Here is a 16039-nt window from a genome sequence, read left to right on the forward strand (position 1 = left end):
ATCACAAACAAATGTGGGAGCTGGCTTGCCTGCGATGCAGACACCCCGGTACATCAGTCGCACCGAGGTGATGCTATCGCAGGCAAGCCAGCTCCCACATTTCGAGCCATGTCGCGCTCAAGCTCTCAGCGCAGGGTCGGACCCTGGAAGCCCATGTATAGCGCCAGCTTCTCAGCCACGCTGGCACCCAGCTTCTTGGAGAAACGGTCAAACGGCGATTCCTGAACAGTGAAGTCCACCAGTTCTTTCTCGCCAATCACGTCCCGCGCCACCGAACTGGCACTGCCCAGGCCATCGATCAAGCCCAATGGCAGCGCTTGCTCGCCAGACCAGACCAGACCGGAGAACAGCTCCGGATGTTCCTTATCCTTGAGCCGGTCACCGCGCCCCTGCTTCACACTGGCAATGAACTGCCGATGAGTGGTATCCAGCACACCCTGCCAGAACTGGGTTTCATCCGCCTTTTGCGGCTGGAACGGGTCCAGGAACGACTTGTGCTCACCCGACGTGTAGGTACGACGCTCAACCCCGAGCTTCTCCATGGCGCCGACAAAGCCATAACCGGCCGCCGTCACACCAATCGAACCCACCAGGCTGGCCTTGTCGGCATAGATCTGGTCGGCAGCACTGGCGATGTAGTAGGCACCCGAGGCACCCAGGTCGGAAATCACTGCATACAGCTTGATGTCCGGGTGCAAGGCGCGCAGGCGACGAATCTCGTCGTACACGTAACCCGACTGCACCGGACTGCCGCCCGGGCTGTTGATGCGCAGGATCACAGCCTTGACCTTGGAGTCCTCGAAGGCCGCCCGCAGGCTGCTGACGATGTTGTCTGCACTGGCAGACTCCTTGTCGGCAATCACTCCGCGCACTTCGATCAACGCCGTGTAATTACCGCTTCGGGTGGCGCTCTTTTCCATGTCCATCAGCGGACTGAACAGCACCAGCATGCCCAACAGATAAATAAAGGTCAGAAGCTTGAAAAAGATCCCCCAACGCCGGGAGCGACGCTGCTCCTGGACACTGGCCAGCAAGGTCTTCTCCAGCAACTTCCAGCTTCTGTCATCGCCATTGTTATCGGCATTGGCCTTCTCAGGCGCTTTCCACTCATCGGTCATGCCATCTACCCCAGCAAAGACTTAATGGGCCCGGCTGAGCCAGGCCTGCAATTCAGAAAAACGGTCAATTGTCAGGCGCGGCTCGTAGGCCTGCAACGCCTGAGCAGATTGGGCGCCGTAGCTGACCGCCACGGAGTCCATGCCAGCATTACGCGCCATCATCAGGTCGAACGACGCATCACCCACCATCAACGCCTGCCGAGGCGACACGCCACATTGAGCGAGGATCTGCTCGAGCATCAGAGGGTGGGGCTTGCTGGCGGTTTCATCCGCCGCACGGGTGGCGTCGAAATAATCTTCCCAGCCATGGGCCTTGAGCACCCGGTCCAGGCCGCGACGGGCCTTGCCGGTCGCGACCGCAAGGTGATAACCGTCGGCGCGAAATGCTTCCATGGCCTGCGCCACGCCTTCAAACAGCGGCGAAGGCTGGGCGTCGAGCGCCATGTAGTGATCGGCGTAGTGCTGACGAAACGCTATCAGCTCGTCATCACCAATCTCCGGGTACAGGGTGCGGATCGCTTCCGGCAGCCCCAGGCCAATAATGCCCTTGACCGCCAGGTCGTCGCACAATGCATAACCGGAACGGGTCGACGCCGCGTGCATCGACTCGACAATCCGACCAATGGAATTACACAACGTGCCATCCCAGTCAAAGATCAACAGCTTGTAGTCAGGGTGCGACACTCAGGCGCTCCACGGTCTTGGCCCACATTTCATCGACAGGCGCTTGCAGCTTCAATTCGCCACCATCGGGCAGCGGCACGGTCAGCATGTAGGCGTGCAGGAACAGGCGTTTGCCACCCAGGTCGCGGATTTCCTTGGAGAAATCTTCATCGCCGTATTTGGTATCGCCGGCAATGCAGTGCCCCGCATGCAGGGTGTGCACACGAATCTGGTGGGTACGGCCAGTGACCGGCTTGGCCTCGACCATGGTGGCAAAGTCACCAAAGCGGCGCAGCACCTTGAACAGGGTCAGCGCCTCCTTGCCCTCCTCGTCCACCTCGACCATGCGCTCGCCGGAACGCAGGTTGCTCTTCTGCAACGGCGCGCGCACGCTCTTGATCGAGGTGGCCCAGTTGCCACGCACCAGCGCCATGTAGCGCTTGTCCACGCCATCACCGCGCAGGGCGGCATGCAGGTGACGCAACATGCTGCGTTTCTTGGCGATCATCAACAGGCCGGAGGTGTCACGGTCCAGACGGTGGACCAGCTCCAGCTCCTTGGCATCCGGGCGCAACTGACGAAAGGCTTCGATCACCCCGTAGTTGAGGCCGCTGCCACCGTGGACCGCGATGCCACACGGTTTGTTGATCACGATCAGTGCCTTGTCTTCGAAGACAATCGACGCTTCAAGGCGCTGCAACAAGCCCTGGGCCAGTGGGACCGGTTCGTCACGCTCAGGCACCCGCACCGGCGGCACGCGGACGATATCGCCCGCCTGCAGCTTGTACTCGGGCTTGATCCGGCCCTTGTTCACGCGCACTTCGCCTTTACGCAAAATGCGGTAAATCAAGGTCTTGGGCACGCCTTTGAGCCTGGCAAGAAGAAAGTTGTCGATGCGTTGGCCGGCATATTCCGGCGAGACCTCGAGCAGCTGGACGCTGGGGGTCTGGGGGGCGGTAGTCGTCATGGCGGCGATGATAACAATTTTTTATGGAATTGAAGCACTTAATCATTGCTGCTATAGTCGCGAACGCCGCCAAAAGCGGCCTGGACAGAGGACTAGCGGCAAACTGCCGGCCCTGACCATCGCAATTCATCAGGACGCGAGGCCGTCCTACGGGGCTTTCGCCACCCTGGAAGGCTCGAGATTGTAACAAGCGCAGGTGACATGAGGCCTGAAGCGAGTGCAAAAAGCAGAGTGATTACTCGCCTTTTGCGCCGATATTTACGGCCAGTTCACAAAGTGCAGTCAGTCTGGAGCCAGACCACGGCGAATGCTTCGGAAACAACGCCTGTTACGAGCTGAGTGAGAGCACAATCGCCCACACCCGGTCTTGTTTAGCCATGAGCGTGGACTCCCCATTGGAGAACACGGTAAATGCCAACCCGCTGCGGATTCTGCGCGCGGCAGCACCCGAATTATCAGGGATACGTGTAGGGTGGAGATGCACAACCGTCGGACTGTGTAGCACTAGGCTTATATTTAGACGCTTCATCTCGTCCACAGTCGCCGGTTGATTCCTCCTCCTGACTGAGTGCTTAAGTCACCACAGCAAGCAGGAAGCGTACGTCGCGATACCGCCCATTTTGGCGGGTATTGCTGGACACTGGAGTGGCCAACCACTCTTGACGCACCTGACACCGACCGTGAGAAGTCGTGTGTGCCGAACGCCGTTTCCGGCAGCCCGGAAACCGACGGTACAACATGAAAAGAATGCTGATTAACGCAACTCAACCCGAAGAGTTGCGTGTTGCACTGGTAGACGGCCAACGCCTCTACGACCTGGACATCGAGTCCGGTGCACGCGAGCAAAAGAAGGCCAACATCTATAAAGGCCGGATTACTCGCATCGAACCAAGCCTTGAGGCTGCCTTTGTCGATTTCGGCTCCGAGCGCCATGGCTTCCTGCCCCTCAAAGAAATCTCCCGCGAATACTTCAAGAAATCCCCTGAAGGCCGCGTGAACATCAAGGACGTCCTGAGCGAAGGCCAGGAAGTCATCGTTCAGGTAGAAAAAGAAGAACGTGGCAACAAGGGCGCCGCCCTGACCACCTTCATCAGCCTGGCTGGCCGTTATCTGGTCCTGATGCCGAACAACCCGCGTGCCGGCGGTATCTCCCGTCGCATCGAAGGCGAAGAGCGCAACGAACTGCGTGAAGCGCTGAACGGCTTGATCGCTCCGGCCGACATGGGCCTGATCGTGCGCACTGCCGGCCTGGGCCGCAGCAGCGAAGAAATGCAGTGGGACCTCGACTACCTGCTGCAACTGTGGACCGCTATCAAGGAAGCGTCCCTGGATCGTTCCGCGCCATTCCTGATCTACCAGGAAAGCAACGTGATCATCCGCGCCATCCGCGATTACCTGCGCCAGGACATCGGCGAAGTGCTGATCGACAGCGTCGAAGCCCAGGACGAAGCCCTGACCTTCATCCGCCAGGTGATGCCGCAGTACGCCAGCAAGATCAAGCTGTACGAAGACAGCGTTCCGCTGTTCAACCGTTTCCAGATCGAAAGCCAGATCGAAACCGCTTTCCAGCGCGTCGTCGAACTGCCTTCCGGCGGCTCCATCGTGATCGATCCGACCGAAGCCCTGGTGTCCATCGACATCAACTCGGCGCGTGCCACCAAGGGTAGCGACATCGAAGAAACCGCCCTGCAGACCAACCTGGAAGCGGCTGAAGAAATCGCCCGCCAGCTGCGCCTGCGTGACATCGGCGGCCTGATCGTGATCGACTTCATCGACATGACCCCGGCCAAGAACCAGCGCGCCGTGGAAGAGAAAGTCCGCGAATGCCTGGAAGCTGACCGTGCCCGCGTACAGGTCGGCCGCATCTCGCGCTTCGGCCTGCTGGAAATGTCCCGTCAGCGCCTGCGTCCATCCCTGGGTGAAAGCAGCGGCATCGTCTGCCCGCGTTGCAACGGCACCGGCATCATCCGTGACGTTGAATCGCTGTCGCTGGCGATCCTGCGCCTGATCGAAGAAGAAGCCCTGAAAGACCGCACTGCCGAAGTGCGCGCCCAGGTGCCGATCCCGGTCGCTGCGTTCCTGCTCAACGAAAAACGCAACTCGATCACCAAGATCGAACTGCGCACCCGTGCCCGTATCGTCATCCTGCCGAACGATCACCTCGAGACGCCGCACTTCGAAGTGCAGCGCCTGCGTGATGACAGCCCGGAAGCCCACGTCAACCAGTCCAGCTACGAAATCGCTGCTGCCGCTGCCGAAGTGGAAGAAGTCCAGCCAGCCGCTGCGACCCGCACCCTGGTTCGCCAGGAAGCCGCCGTCAAGACCGCGCCAGCCCGTGCCAACGCACCGGTTCCGGTCGAGGCTGCCGCGCCGGTTGCCGCACCAGCTGCCCTGCCTGAGCCAAGCCTGTTCAAAGGCCTGGTGAAGTCGCTGGTCAGCCTGTTCGCCACCAAGGAAGAGCCAGTGGCTCCAGTTGTGGTCGAGAAGCCTGTGACTGAACGCCCTGCACGCAATGAAGAGCGTCGCAACGGTCGCCAGCAGAGCCGCAATCGCAACGGTCGCCGTGACGAAGAGCGCAAGCCTCGTGAAGAACGTGCACCCCGCGAAGAACGCGCTCCACGTGAAGAACGCCAACCGCGCGAAGCCCGTGAAGAAACACCAACCGTAGCCCGTGAAGAGCGTGCACCACGCGAAGAACGTGCACCGCGTGCTCCACGCGCTCCACGTGAAGACCGCAAGCCACGTGGCGAGCGTGAAGAACGCGTGCGTGAATTGCGCGAGCCGTTGGATGCCGCTCCAGCCGTAGCCGCTGCTGCTGCCACCGCTGCCACTGCTGAAGAGCGTCCAGCTCGTCAGCCGCGTGAAGAACGTGCGCCACGCCCTCCTCGTGAAGAGCGTCAACCACGTGCCGAGCAAGCGGCTCCCGCCGGTGAAGAAGAAGAGCTGCTGTCCAACGAAGACCAGCAACAGGAAGACGGCCAGGACAACGCCGAAGGCGATCGTCCACGCCGCCGCTCCCGTGGCCAGCGTCGTCGCAGCAACCGTCGTGAGCGTCAACGTGATGCCAACGGCAACGAAATCGAAGGCTCGGAAGAGACCGGCGAAGCCAACGCAGCCGCTACCGGCGAACCGACTGGCGCCGAACTGGCTGCCGGCCTGGCCGTTACCGCGGCTGTTGCCAGCTCGGTCATCAGCGCACCTGCTGAAGCCCAGGCCAACGAGCAAGCTGAAGCCGCTACCGCTGCCATCCAGGAAACCCCTGCTGTAGAGACGCCAGCCGTCGAAGCACCTGTGGTTGAAGCGACGACGCCAGTCGAAGCCCCGGTTGTTCCGGAAGTGGAAGTAGCGCCAGCTCGTCAAGTTCGTGAAGTTCGCGAACCTAAGCCTGAAGCTGAAGTGGTTGCCGAGCCTGCCGCTGTTGTTGAACAACAGCCCGTGGTTGAAGCCGCCGTTGAAGCACCGGTTGCCGAGCCAACCCCTGAAGTGCGTGAAGTTCGCGAAGAACAGACCGCCTTCCAGTGGACTGCCGAACCTGCCCCAGTGGTCGAAGCGGTTGAAGCACCAGCGCCTGCTCCAGTGGTCGAAGAAGCTCCAGCGCCAGTCGCTGAAGTGGTTGTCGCCCCTGAACCTGTGGCCGTGGTTGCCGAGCCTGCTCCAGTGGTTGAAGCGCCAGTGGTTGCCGAAGTGGCAGCCCCGGTGGTTGAAGCCGCTCCGGCCAGCGCCCTGACCGAAAATGGCCGTGCGCCGAACGACCCACGCGAAGTGCGTCGTCGTCGCAAGGAAGCTGAAGCGGCTGCCGCTGCTGCCAAGGCCGCTGCCGAAGCTGCTCCAGCCGTCGCTGAAGTTGCCCAAGCAACCCCTGCTCCGGTCACCGAAGCCGTGGTTGAGCACACTGCCCCTGCCATCGACGAGAACGTACGTTCCGTTGAGGAAGTGGTAGAGCACCACCCTAAGGCCCTGGAAGAAGAGCACGAGCCTAAACCCCTCGTCTGATTCCATCGGCCACTAAAAAGCCCCGCCTGAGTGATCAGGCGGGGCTTTTTTATGCCCGCTACATCAGTTAGCGGTAGTCCAACAACCCTGGCACATCGACGTCCCACAACACACCGGGATCATCGACTACGACTTCCTGCACCGAAGCCTTGGCAAATAACGGTTTTGCCCCGCGGTCTCCGGTCAGCGCGATCAAGGCCGGGCCGAATGAACGGCCAAACCCCACGGGGTGCCCGTACTGACCTGCATGCACCGGGGCGCTGATACCGTCTTCCTCCAGGCCTGCCATCACTTGCTCGATACTTGCCGGCAGGATAAACGGCATATCCCCCAACACCACCAGCCAACCAGCCGACGGCCCACTGGCCGCCACCGCTGCGGCGATGCTGTCACCCATGCCCGGCGAGCGCAAAAGCAATACTTCGCAACCGTGCACCTTAGCCAACCGAATCACTTCGGTGCGATCCGGTGACGTCACCAGCCAACGTCTCGTAGCCACAGGCGGCAAATTCACCAATACCTGCTCGATCACCGGCCGCGTGATGCCATCCCGGCCCACGCAGGGCGCCAGCAACTTGTCCTGATCGGCACCCGCCTCGGCCCGAAAACGACTGCCCTGCCCCGCCGCCAGGATGATTACGGCGATGCCCGTCAACTGACCGCTGCCTGCAACGGCTTTTTCTGCAGCAGATCGATCCCGTTCTTGATGGCGACGATTTCCGCCATCAACGACAAGGCGATTTCCGCCGGCGTATGGCTGCCGATATGCAGGCCAATCGGCCCATGCAGCCGCGCAATGGCGTCCGCACTGAGCCCCAGTGCCGCGAGGTTTTCCCGGCGCTTCTGGCTGTTGACCCGCGAACCCAGCGCGCCTATGTAGAACGCCCGGGAATTGAGGGCCGTCAGCAACGCCATGTCATCCAGGCGCGGGTCATGGGTGAGCGCGACAATGGCGGTGCGTTCATCGGTCTGGATATTCAACACCGCTTCATCCGGCATACCCGGCACAAAGCGCCCGTGCTGCTCCTCCCAGCCATAAACAAACTCCTGGCGCGGGTCGCAGATCAGCACTTCGAAATCCAGCAACCGAGCCATTTCCGCCACATAACGTGACAGCTGGCCCGCGCCGATCAGCAGCAGGCGCCAGCGCGGACCGTAGATCGCGCGCAAACGCTCGCCGTTGAAGCTGACCACATCGGTCTTGCTCGCACCGCTCAACACCACCTCGCCGGTGGCCAGGTCCAACTCACGGGCGACAATCTCGTGGGCCTCACAGCGCGCCAGCAGTTCAGCTACCCAACCCGGATCACTCACCCGCTCTTCGGTGAGACGCAGGGTGCCGCCACACGGCAGGCCAAAACGCGCCGCTTCGTCCCGGGTGACACCGTAGGTGACCAGCTGCACCGGCGGCCCGTCGTCAGGCAGCCGACCGTCCTGCAACCGGGCGATCAAGTCGTCCTCGATACAGCCGCCGGACACCGAGCCAATCACCACCCCGTCGCCGCGCAAGGCCAGCATCGCCCCCGGCGGACGCGGGGCGCTGCCCCAGGTCTGGACCACGCTGTACAGCACCACTCGCTGCCCGGCGAGGCGCCATTCCAGCACGCTGCGTAATACATTCAGATCAACACTGTCCATCAGGCTTTCGCCTCCCGCCAACCTTGCAACTGATTTTGATAAACAGCATCTATGGGTTGATCAAAAATATCGGTAGTCAGCTAAGTTAACTCACCGGCAATAAAAAAGCCCTGCAATGCAGGGCTTGGTGCGTCAAAAAACAAGCTTAGTTCAATAGCGATTCGGCTCCATTTCCAGCACCACCTTGAAGCGCTTTTCGATGTCCTGCTGGATACGCAGCGCGAGCCCGGCAATGTCCTGGCCGCTGGCCGCGCCGTAGTTCACCAATACCAGTGCCTGCAAGCGATGCACGCCGGCATCGCCATCGCGAAAGCCTTTCCAGCCGGCCTTGTCGATCAGCCAGCCGGCGGCCAGTTTCATCTGCCCGTCGGCCTGGGGGTAAGCCACCAGGTCCGGGTATTGACGCTGCAACTCGGCAGCCAGTGCCTGGGACACCAGCGGGTTCTTGAAGAAACTCCCCGCATTGCCGAGCACCGCCGGGTCGGGCAGTTTCTCGCTACGAATGCTGGAAATCGCGCGGCTGACATCGCTGGGCGTGGCCTGCGCGATGCCTTGCTCGGTCAGGCGCTGTCGCACCGGCCCGTATTCAAGTTTCAGATGCACGGCACGGCTCAGGGCAAAACGCACCCGCAGGATCAGCCAGCGCCCCACTTCGTGCTTGAACAGGCTGTCGCGGTAGGCAAAGTTGCACTCGGCCAGGCTGAAATCCCGCAGTTCGCCGGTCTGGCGATCAAGGGCGGTCAGGCCGCTGAATACATCCTTGATCTCTACACCGTAGGCGCCGATGTTCTGCATCGGTGCGGCGCCGACCGTGCCGGGAATCAGGCTGAGGTTTTCCAGGCCGGAAAAGCCCTGGGCCAGGGTCCACAGCACAAACGGATGCCACGCTTCGCCCGCTTCGGCCTCAACCACGACCTGCACGCCATCGTCGTGCAACACCCGGATGCCCTGGCTGGCCATGCGCAGTACCAGTGCGTCAATATCCTGGGTCAACAGCAAGTTGCTGCCGCCGCCAATCACCAGCAACGGCAGTTGTTGCTCGGCGGCACAGGCCAGGGCCTCACGCACGTCGGCGTCATTGTGGGCCTCGGCAAACAGCCGGGCACGCACGTCGATGCCAAAGCTGTTGAACGGCTTGAGCGAAACCTGTGCCCGTACCTGCAAAGTCATAACCGGCCCTTCAATTCAATCACCAACAGGTCACAGGCGCGCTCGATCAGGTCGAGGACAGTTTCAAAGCCCTGGTCACCTTCGTAGTACGGGTCCGGCACTTCATCCACCAGCGAGTCGTAGCGGCGCAGGAACAGGTCCAGGTCCGCCTTGCCCTGAGCCGGCTGCATGGCCTTGAGGTTGCGCAGGTTGCTCTGGTCCATGGCGAGGATCAGGTCGTAGCGGGAAAAGTCGGCACGCGACACCTGTTGTGCACGCTGGGCCGACAGGTCGTAGCCGCGTTGCAGCGCTGCACGCTGGCTGCGCTTGTCCGGTGGATTGCCGACGTGCCAATCACCGGTACCGGCAGAGGCCACTTCAACCTGATCGGCCAGGCCGGCTTCGCGCAATTTGTGGCGCAGAACGCCTTCTGCCGTGGGCGAACGGCAGATGTTGCCCAGGCAGACGAACAGAACCTGCATCAGGCCCCCAGCAGGCGACGGACGCGCTCGAGGTCTTCAGGGGTGTCGACGCCCGCCGGCGGCGCTTCCAGGGCATCGCCCACATGAATGCGCACGCCGTGCCACAGGGCACGCAGTTGTTCCAGGGATTCGGTATTTTCCAGCCAGCACGGGCCCCAGCTCACGAAGTCGTGCAGGAAACCGGCGCGGTAGGCGTAGATGCCGATGTGGCGACGGTACGGCACGCCAGCCGGCAGCACGTCAGGCTGTTTGGCGAAAGCATCCCGCGCCCACGGCAAGGTGGAGCGGCTGAAGGTCAGCGCCAGGCCATTGATGTCGCTGACCACTTTCACCACGTTGGGGTTGAACAGGGTCTCGATGTCTTCAATCGGCTCGGCCAGGGTCGCCATGCGCGCTTCGCCATGGGCTGCCAGGTTGGCCGCCACCTGATCGATCACGCTGGGCGGAATCAACGGCTCGTCACCTTGCACGTTGACCACGATGGCGTCCGCCGCCAGGCCCAGCTTGGTGGCCACTTCGGCCAGGCGGTCGGTACCGGAGTTGTGGTCTTCACGGGTCAGCACCGCTTCGGCACCAAAGCCTTTGCAGGCCTCGATGATGCGCGGATCGTCGGTGGCCACCACTACCCTTTCGGCGCTGCTTTTGCAGGCCTGTTCCCACACCAGCTGGATCATCGGCTTGTTGCCGATCAGTTGCAGCGGCTTGCCGGGCAGGCGGGTGGAGGCGTAGCGGGACGGGATGACAACGGTGAAGGCGGTGGTCATTTATCCAGGCGCTCGTCGGTGGTCAGGGTGCGGGCTTCGCTTTCGAGCATTACCGGAATGCCATCACGAATCGGGTACGCCAGGCCGGCGCCCTTGCTGATCAGCTCGGTTTTGTCGGCGCTGAGCTTGAGCGGACCCTTGCAGATCGGGCAAGCGAGGATATCGAGCAGTTTGGTGTCCATGAGTATGTCCTGGAGAGCAGCGTTTTAAGGCAAAAGGCGAGCGGGCAGCAAGCGCATCAACTGCGTGTCGAACCAGGCGATAAACGCCGGTGACGGTGCCGCGTCCACCGCAAGGTACCACCAGTCGGGCCTGGCAAAGGCGCGGCACTTCACCGCGTCCTTTTCAGTCATGACCAACGGCAGTGCCGGTGTGAAATTCAAGACCTCGGCGCTGTACGGCGCGTGGTCGGCAAAAGCATGGGGTATTGGGCGCCAGTGTAGCGTTTCAAGGGTATTGAAGAAACGTTGCGGGTTGCCGATGCCGGCCACCGCATGTACCTGCTGCCCCACCGGGAAGTGTTCGACGGGTTTACGCTCGCCGGTATGCAGGTTGACCAGCGCGGCAGGCAACAGACGGAAGGCAAAGCCGTCGTCACGGTCAGAACCTGCGCCGTTGTAAAGCAGCGCATCGACGCTCTGCAAACGCTCGACCGGCTCACGCAACGGCCCCGCCGGCAGGCAGCGACGGTTACCCAGCCCGCGGGCGGCGTCAATCAACACCAGTTCCAGGTCACGGGCCAGGCGGTAATGTTGCAGGCCGTCGTCGGAAAGGATCAGGTCGAGGGTTTCGCTGGCCAACAGCGCCTTCACGGCGCGGCTGCGGTCGGGGTCGATCATCAGCGGCACGCCGCTGCGCTGCACGATCAGCAAGGGTTCGTCCCCCGCCACCGCTGCGGTTTGATCGGCCTCTACGCGCCATGGAAACTGTGGCGGCTTGGCGCCATAACCGCGGCTGACCACACCGACGCGCAAACCACTGCGCTGGCAATGGTCGATCAGCCAGAGAATCATGGGCGTCTTGCCGGTGCCACCCACCGTGATATTGCCTACCACCACGACCGGCACCGGCGACTGATAGATCTCGCCCTCGCCCGCCAGGAACCGTGCGCGCTTGCGCTGCACCACCCGGCGATAGAGGGATTCCAGCGGCTGCAATAACGCAAGTGCAGGATGGCCTTCGTACCAGGCCTTGAGCAAACGATCAGTCATGGCCATCAGGGTTGGCTCGCCGCCTCGACGGTGGTCATGCGCAAATGGCTGAAGCCGAGCTTGCCGGCAGCGTCCATCGCCGTGATCACGGCCTGGTGCTTGGTGTTGCCATCGGCGCTGATGGACAGTGGCAAGTTAGTGTCCCCACCAGACTCTTTTTGCAGCGCTTCCATCAGGCTGGCCAGGTCGTTTTTCTCCAGCAACTGGTTATTCACCGAGAACACGCCATCGGCGCTGATGGCGATGTCCAGTTGCTTGGCCTGCTGGTCTTCCGCCGGCGAACCGCTGACGGCTTCCGGCAGGTCGACGCGCAGCTGGGTTTCCCGGGTAAAGGTGGTGGTGACGACAAAAAACAGCAGCAGGATAAACACCACGTCGATCAACGACGCCAGGTTGATATCGACGTTTTCCCTTTGCTTGCGACGAAATTTCACGCGTTGCCCTCAACCAGGTCCACGTCACGGTCGCCCTGTACCACTTCCACCAGCTTGATGGCTTCCTGCTCCATGCCCACCACCAGTTCGTCGATGCGCCGTTGCAGGAAACGGTGGAAGAACACCGAAGGAATACCGACCATCAGGCCCGCCGCCGTGGTGATCAAGGCCTTGGAAATACCACCGGCCAGCACTGCGGCGTTGGTGGTCATACCCGACCCCATGAATGAGCTGAAAATATCGATCATGCCCAGCACCGTACCGAGTAGGCCGAGCAACGGTGCCATGGCGGCGATGGTGCCCAGGGCATTGATGTAGCGCTCCAGCTCATGGATGACCCGGGCGGCGGCCTCTTCGATGCACTCCTTCATGATCTCGCGACCGTGCTTGGAGTTGGCGAGGCCGGCGGCGAGGATTTCACCCAGGGGCGAGTTGGCGCGCAGTTCCTTGAGCTTTGTCTTGTCGAGCTGCTTGTTCTTGATCCAGCCCCAGACCTGGCCCAGCAGGTGGTCAGGCGTTACACGGCTGGCACGCAGGGTCCATAGGCGTTCGGCGATGATGCCGAGTGCGGCGATGGAACTCAAAATGATCGGCAACATCATCCAGCCGCCGGATTTGACCAATTCCCACACAGTGAATGTCCCCTCGAAAAAGTGCGCCACTTTACCATAAGGGTCCGGTGGAAGGGCTGGCCTGCCCCCAGAGCATCCTGACGCAGGGGCCGCTCTTTGGTAACGCTGTTTTGCGGCGGGCGCTCGCGCCAGAAACGCCGCTGGCTGCGCGCGGCCAGCGGCGGCTGGAACGTGCCCAGTTGCAGGCGGAGTGCGCCTTGCTCGGCACTGTCATAAATCGCGCTGCCCATGGCCTGGTAACGCTCCAGCACCTGTGGATGCGGGTGGCCAAACCCATTGCTGCGCCCCCGGGAAATTAACACGGCCTTGGGTGCCAGGCGCTGTAGAAAGGCCCATGACGACGAGCTGCGGCTGCCGTGGTGCGGCGCTTGCAGCCAATCGACAGGAGCGCCCATGGGAGTGGCCAGCAATGCCCGCTCGGCGTCATGGTCAATATCCCCGGTCAGCAACAAGCGCTCGCCATTGGCCTGCACCCGCAACACGCAGGACATCTGGTTACCGTCCGTCGCATCAGGCCATTGCCATAGCTCGAACCTCACGCCGTCCCACTCCCACTGCTCGCCGCTGACACACGCCTGGGTACCGAGCGAGGCCGGCAGCCGTGCCGTCTCACCGCCCACCACACGCTTGACCGGCAACCCTTGGGCGACGGCCAACGCGCCGCCGGCATGATCGGCATCGGCATGACTGAGCAGCATCACGTCCAGCTCTGCGACACCCAGCTTGCGCAACGCAGGCAATACGACACGCGCGCCAAGATCGAACTCACCGGAGCGCGGCCCGGCGTCATACAGCAGTACATGGTTGCGGGTACGCAGGATGATCGCCAACCCCTGGCCGACGTCCAGTTGCACCACCTCGACCAGCCCATGAGGTATCGACTCCCGCGGCGGAAACACCGCCAGCAGCAACATCGGCCAACCCAGCAGCCGAAACGGGACGCCCTTGGGCAGCAATAACAGCACTGCCCCCAGCAGGCTCACCAGCCAATAGCCAATGGGCACTTGCGCCGGTATCCAGGCCGGCAAGTACTGCGCCAGCAGCGCCAGTGCCCTGAACAGCCCGTCCAGCGTGCCGCCCGCCAGCCATAACAACCCCTCTCCTATATAAGGCAGCGGCAATAACACCGTACCCAGCAAGGCCAGGGGCAGCACCACCAGGCTGATCCACGGCACCGCAACCAGGTTGGCCAGCGGCCCGCTCAGGCTGATAGGCAGGCCGAGCACCAGCAGCAGCGGAAACAGGCCGATGGCAATCATCCATTGGGCGCGGGTCCAGGCTTGCCACAAGGGCCAGGGGCCCAATCGGCCACTGAACGCCAAAATCAGCACCGCAACAGCCGCAAAAGACAGCCAGAACCCCGGCTGCAGGCTGGCCAGCGGTTCGAGGATCAGCACCGCGTCCAGCGCCAGCAACAGCGGCCACCAGATTCCCAGGTGACGAAACCGCAGACGCCACAGCAACACCAGGCCCACCATCACGCAGGCCCGTTGCACCGGCACCTCGAAACCTGCCAGCAGGCCGTAGCCCAGCGCTGCAGCAAACGCCAGGCCGCAGGCCCAGGGCAGCCACGGCAAAGGTTTTGGCCACCCCCCGTAGCGCGCAAGCCCGGCGACCAGGCCATAGATCAACCCCGCCAGCAGGCCGATGTGCTGCCCGGATATCACCAGTAAATGCACGGTGCCAGTGGCTTGCAGGACCCGCCAATCCTCGGCGGCCAACCCGGAACCATCGCCGAGCACCAGCGCCGCCAGGCCCGCCTCTCGCCCCTGGGCATCCACTGCCAGCAGCCGCTGGCGAATCCCGTCGCGCCAGGCATGTCGTGGCGGTGCCAGCAGTTGGCCGTCCTTGACCGAGCCGGTGGCGCCAATCCGCTGGGCCAGCAGCCAGGCTTCATAGTCAAAGCCATCGGCATTGAGCAATCCGGAAGGACGCTTGAGAGTCACCGCCAGTCGCCAGCGCTCACCGCTCTTAACCGGTGGGCCGCCGCGCCAGGACACGCGAATGCGCTTGGGAAGCAGCTCCTTGCGTGACCGGCTGTCGGTCAGTTCGAAGCGCACACCGTCGCCCATCTGCTGCGGTAACCCGCTGACACGCCCCTCCACCCAGCGGGTCTGGCCATCCAGATGCGGGGCCAACCGGTCATCCAGCGCCCACTGCGCGCTGAGGCATGCCCAGCCCAGGCCAAGCAGGAAAAACCCCAGCGGATAGGTACGAAAAGACAACAACATCAGGGCCAGCACCGGCATCAACAACAGCCAGCCGCCAGACGGCAACGCGGGTAAAAAACGCAAGGCGAGCAGCCCCAGCGCGAGTGCGAACATCCCTGTTCTCATGGATCTTTCCTTGAAAGCGACCCATTGAGTCTTAGCCGGGCTAGCGGTGTGGCCTATTATTATTTGTCACAAAGTCTGAATTTCACGTTCGTGGAATGCGGGCATACTTGCCCCTCGAACTGACCTGGACCCCTTATGCCACGGCGCTTATTCAAACGGTACATGCCCGATCCGACCAGCATTCGGGAACACAAGTCCTTACGCTTTCTCGGCAAGTTGCTGCATGACCCGAATCTCTGGCACCTCAATCGGCACTCGGTCGCGCGGGCCATGGCCGTTGGCCTGTTCGCGGCATTCATCCCCATTCCCTTGCAGATGCTGCTGGCAGCGGTCCTCGCCATCAGCGTGCGCGGCAACATGCCGATTGCCGTGAGCCTGGTCTGGCTGACCAACCCGATTACCATGCCGCCGGTGTTTTTCTGCACCTACATGACCGGGGCCTGGCTGATGAATGTGCCACCCCGCAGCATGCCCGACGAGCTGACCTGGGAATGGATCAGCGGGCAGTTGTCGACGCTGTGGCAACCGTTCCTGCTGGGCTCGGTAGTACTGGGGCTGGTGATGGCGGTGCTGGGTTATTGCCTGACCATGGGCTATTGGCGCTGGTGGGTGGCCCGACAGTGGAAAAAACGCAAACAGCGCAGGTTGTAAC

Annotated in this window: 15 protein-coding genes; 2 read left to right on the top strand and 13 right to left on the bottom strand. The window is 62.2% G+C overall.

All coding sequences use genetic code 11. The features are described from left to right. Positions 1–125: 125 nt before the first annotated feature. From HX873_RS15360 to rluC, 3 genes are read right to left on the bottom strand one after another with little or no spacing between them, the layout of a single operon-like run. On the bottom strand, positions 126–1118 hold the full coding sequence (locus HX873_RS15360) for a S49 family peptidase (RefSeq protein WP_177122867.1): 993 nt from the start codon (positions 1116–1118) through the stop codon (positions 126–128). A 21-nt stretch (positions 1119–1139) separates the two neighbouring features. Further along, complete coding sequence (locus HX873_RS15365; protein ID WP_004371323.1) at positions 1140–1802, bottom strand: HAD-IA family hydrolase; 663 nt, start codon at positions 1800–1802, stop codon at positions 1140–1142. Continuing rightward, positions 1789–2748, bottom strand: coding sequence for a 23S rRNA pseudouridine(955/2504/2580) synthase RluC (gene rluC, locus HX873_RS15370; protein ID WP_004371325.1), 960 nt, complete (start codon positions 2746–2748; stop codon positions 1789–1791). Before rluC ends, HX873_RS15365 begins: the two co-directional genes overlap by 14 nt. A 747-nt stretch (positions 2749–3495) precedes the next feature. Here rluC and rne point away from each other — a divergent pair. Further along, on the top strand, positions 3496–6741 hold the full coding sequence (gene rne / locus HX873_RS15375; RefSeq protein ID WP_177122868.1) for a ribonuclease E: 3246 nt from the start codon (positions 3496–3498) through the stop codon (positions 6739–6741). A gap of 67 nt (positions 6742–6808) precedes the next feature. Here the strand turns inward: rne and HX873_RS15380 are convergent, their stop codons facing one another. The 10 genes from HX873_RS15380 to HX873_RS15425 all read right to left on the bottom strand — a co-directional run bounded on the left by HX873_RS15380 (position 6809) and on the right by HX873_RS15425 (position 15387). Then, positions 6809–7396 carry a nucleotidyltransferase family protein gene (locus tag HX873_RS15380; RefSeq protein WP_177022196.1) on the bottom strand — a complete coding sequence of 196 codons (588 nt, stop codon included), beginning with the start codon at positions 7394–7396 and terminating at the stop codon, positions 6809–6811. Further along, positions 7393–8379, bottom strand: coding sequence for an XdhC family protein (locus HX873_RS15385; RefSeq protein ID WP_008434978.1), 987 nt, complete (start codon positions 8377–8379; stop codon positions 7393–7395). Before HX873_RS15385 ends, HX873_RS15380 begins: the two co-directional genes overlap by 4 nt. A 150-nt stretch (positions 8380–8529) precedes the next feature. After that, positions 8530–9549, bottom strand: a complete 1020-nt coding sequence (gene murB, locus HX873_RS15390) for a UDP-N-acetylmuramate dehydrogenase (RefSeq protein ID WP_177122869.1) — start codon at positions 9547–9549, stop codon at positions 8530–8532. After that, positions 9546–10010: a low molecular weight protein-tyrosine-phosphatase gene (locus HX873_RS15395; RefSeq protein ID WP_177122870.1), complete on the bottom strand. Its 465-nt coding sequence runs from the start codon at positions 10008–10010 to the stop codon at positions 9546–9548. Before HX873_RS15395 ends, murB begins: the two co-directional genes overlap by 4 nt. Further along, entirely contained in the window at positions 10010–10774 is a 765-nt protein-coding gene (kdsB, locus tag HX873_RS15400; RefSeq protein WP_008434982.1) for a 3-deoxy-manno-octulosonate cytidylyltransferase, read from the bottom strand. The genes HX873_RS15395 and kdsB overlap by 1 nt, the downstream gene beginning before the upstream one ends. Then, entirely contained in the window at positions 10771–10956 is a 186-nt protein-coding gene (locus tag HX873_RS15405) for a Trm112 family protein (RefSeq protein ID WP_003174668.1), read from the bottom strand. Before HX873_RS15405 ends, kdsB begins: the two co-directional genes overlap by 4 nt. 24 nt (positions 10957–10980) lie before the next feature. Beyond that, the gene (gene lpxK / locus HX873_RS15410; RefSeq protein ID WP_177008421.1) at positions 10981–11991 is read right to left on the bottom strand and encodes a tetraacyldisaccharide 4'-kinase; all 1011 of its coding nucleotides are present in this window, start codon (positions 11989–11991) and stop codon (positions 10981–10983) included. After that, a complete protein-coding gene (locus tag HX873_RS15415) occupies positions 11991–12419 on the bottom strand; it encodes a biopolymer transporter ExbD (protein WP_004371361.1) in 429 nt (142 codons plus the stop codon). Before HX873_RS15415 ends, lpxK begins: the two co-directional genes overlap by 1 nt. Then, positions 12416–13051: a MotA/TolQ/ExbB proton channel family protein gene (locus tag HX873_RS15420; protein WP_004371363.1), complete on the bottom strand. Its 636-nt coding sequence runs from the start codon at positions 13049–13051 to the stop codon at positions 12416–12418. The genes HX873_RS15415 and HX873_RS15420 overlap by 4 nt, the downstream gene beginning before the upstream one ends. Further along, complete coding sequence (locus tag HX873_RS15425; RefSeq protein ID WP_177122871.1) at positions 13018–15387, bottom strand: DNA internalization-related competence protein ComEC/Rec2; 2370 nt, start codon at positions 15385–15387, stop codon at positions 13018–13020. The genes HX873_RS15420 and HX873_RS15425 overlap by 34 nt, the downstream gene beginning before the upstream one ends. A 135-nt stretch (positions 15388–15522) precedes the next feature. Here HX873_RS15425 and HX873_RS15430 point away from each other — a divergent pair, with 135 nt between their 5' ends. Continuing rightward, positions 15523–16038, top strand: a complete 516-nt coding sequence (locus HX873_RS15430; protein ID WP_004371367.1) for a DUF2062 domain-containing protein — start codon at positions 15523–15525, stop codon at positions 16036–16038. The last annotated feature ends 1 nt before the right edge of the window (position 16039 follow it).

The sequence above is a fragment of the Pseudomonas sp. P7758 genome, assembly GCF_013386485.1.
Taxonomy (GTDB): domain Bacteria; phylum Pseudomonadota; class Gammaproteobacteria; order Pseudomonadales; family Pseudomonadaceae; genus Aquipseudomonas.

Excerpts from the sequence above, each read along its gene's own strand:
- rluC (WP_004371325.1), bottom strand. The coding sequence starts at position 2,748 with ATGACGACTACCGCCCCCCAGACCCCCAGCGTCCAGCTGCTCGAGGTC.
- HX873_RS15425 (WP_177122871.1), bottom strand. The coding sequence starts at position 15,387 with ATGAGAACAGGGATGTTCGCACTCGCGCTGGGGCTGCTCGCCTTGCGT.
- HX873_RS15385 (WP_008434978.1), bottom strand. The coding sequence starts at position 8,379 with ATGGACAGTGTTGATCTGAATGTATTACGCAGCGTGCTGGAATGGCGC.
- HX873_RS15405 (WP_003174668.1), bottom strand. The coding sequence starts at position 10,956 with ATGGACACCAAACTGCTCGATATCCTCGCTTGCCCGATCTGCAAGGGT.
- rne (WP_177122868.1), top strand. The coding sequence starts at position 3,496 with ATGCTGATTAACGCAACTCAACCCGAAGAGTTGCGTGTTGCACTGGTA.
- kdsB (WP_008434982.1), bottom strand. The coding sequence starts at position 10,774 with ATGACCACCGCCTTCACCGTTGTCATCCCGTCCCGCTACGCCTCCACC.
- HX873_RS15360 (WP_177122867.1), bottom strand. The coding sequence starts at position 1,118 with ATGACCGATGAGTGGAAAGCGCCTGAGAAGGCCAATGCCGATAACAAT.
- HX873_RS15395 (WP_177122870.1), bottom strand. The coding sequence starts at position 10,010 with ATGCAGGTTCTGTTCGTCTGCCTGGGCAACATCTGCCGTTCGCCCACG.
- HX873_RS15430 (WP_004371367.1), top strand. The coding sequence starts at position 15,523 with ATGCCACGGCGCTTATTCAAACGGTACATGCCCGATCCGACCAGCATT.
- lpxK (WP_177008421.1), bottom strand. The coding sequence starts at position 11,991 with ATGGCCATGACTGATCGTTTGCTCAAGGCCTGGTACGAAGGCCATCCT.
- murB (WP_177122869.1), bottom strand. The coding sequence starts at position 9,549 with ATGACTTTGCAGGTACGGGCACAGGTTTCGCTCAAGCCGTTCAACAGC.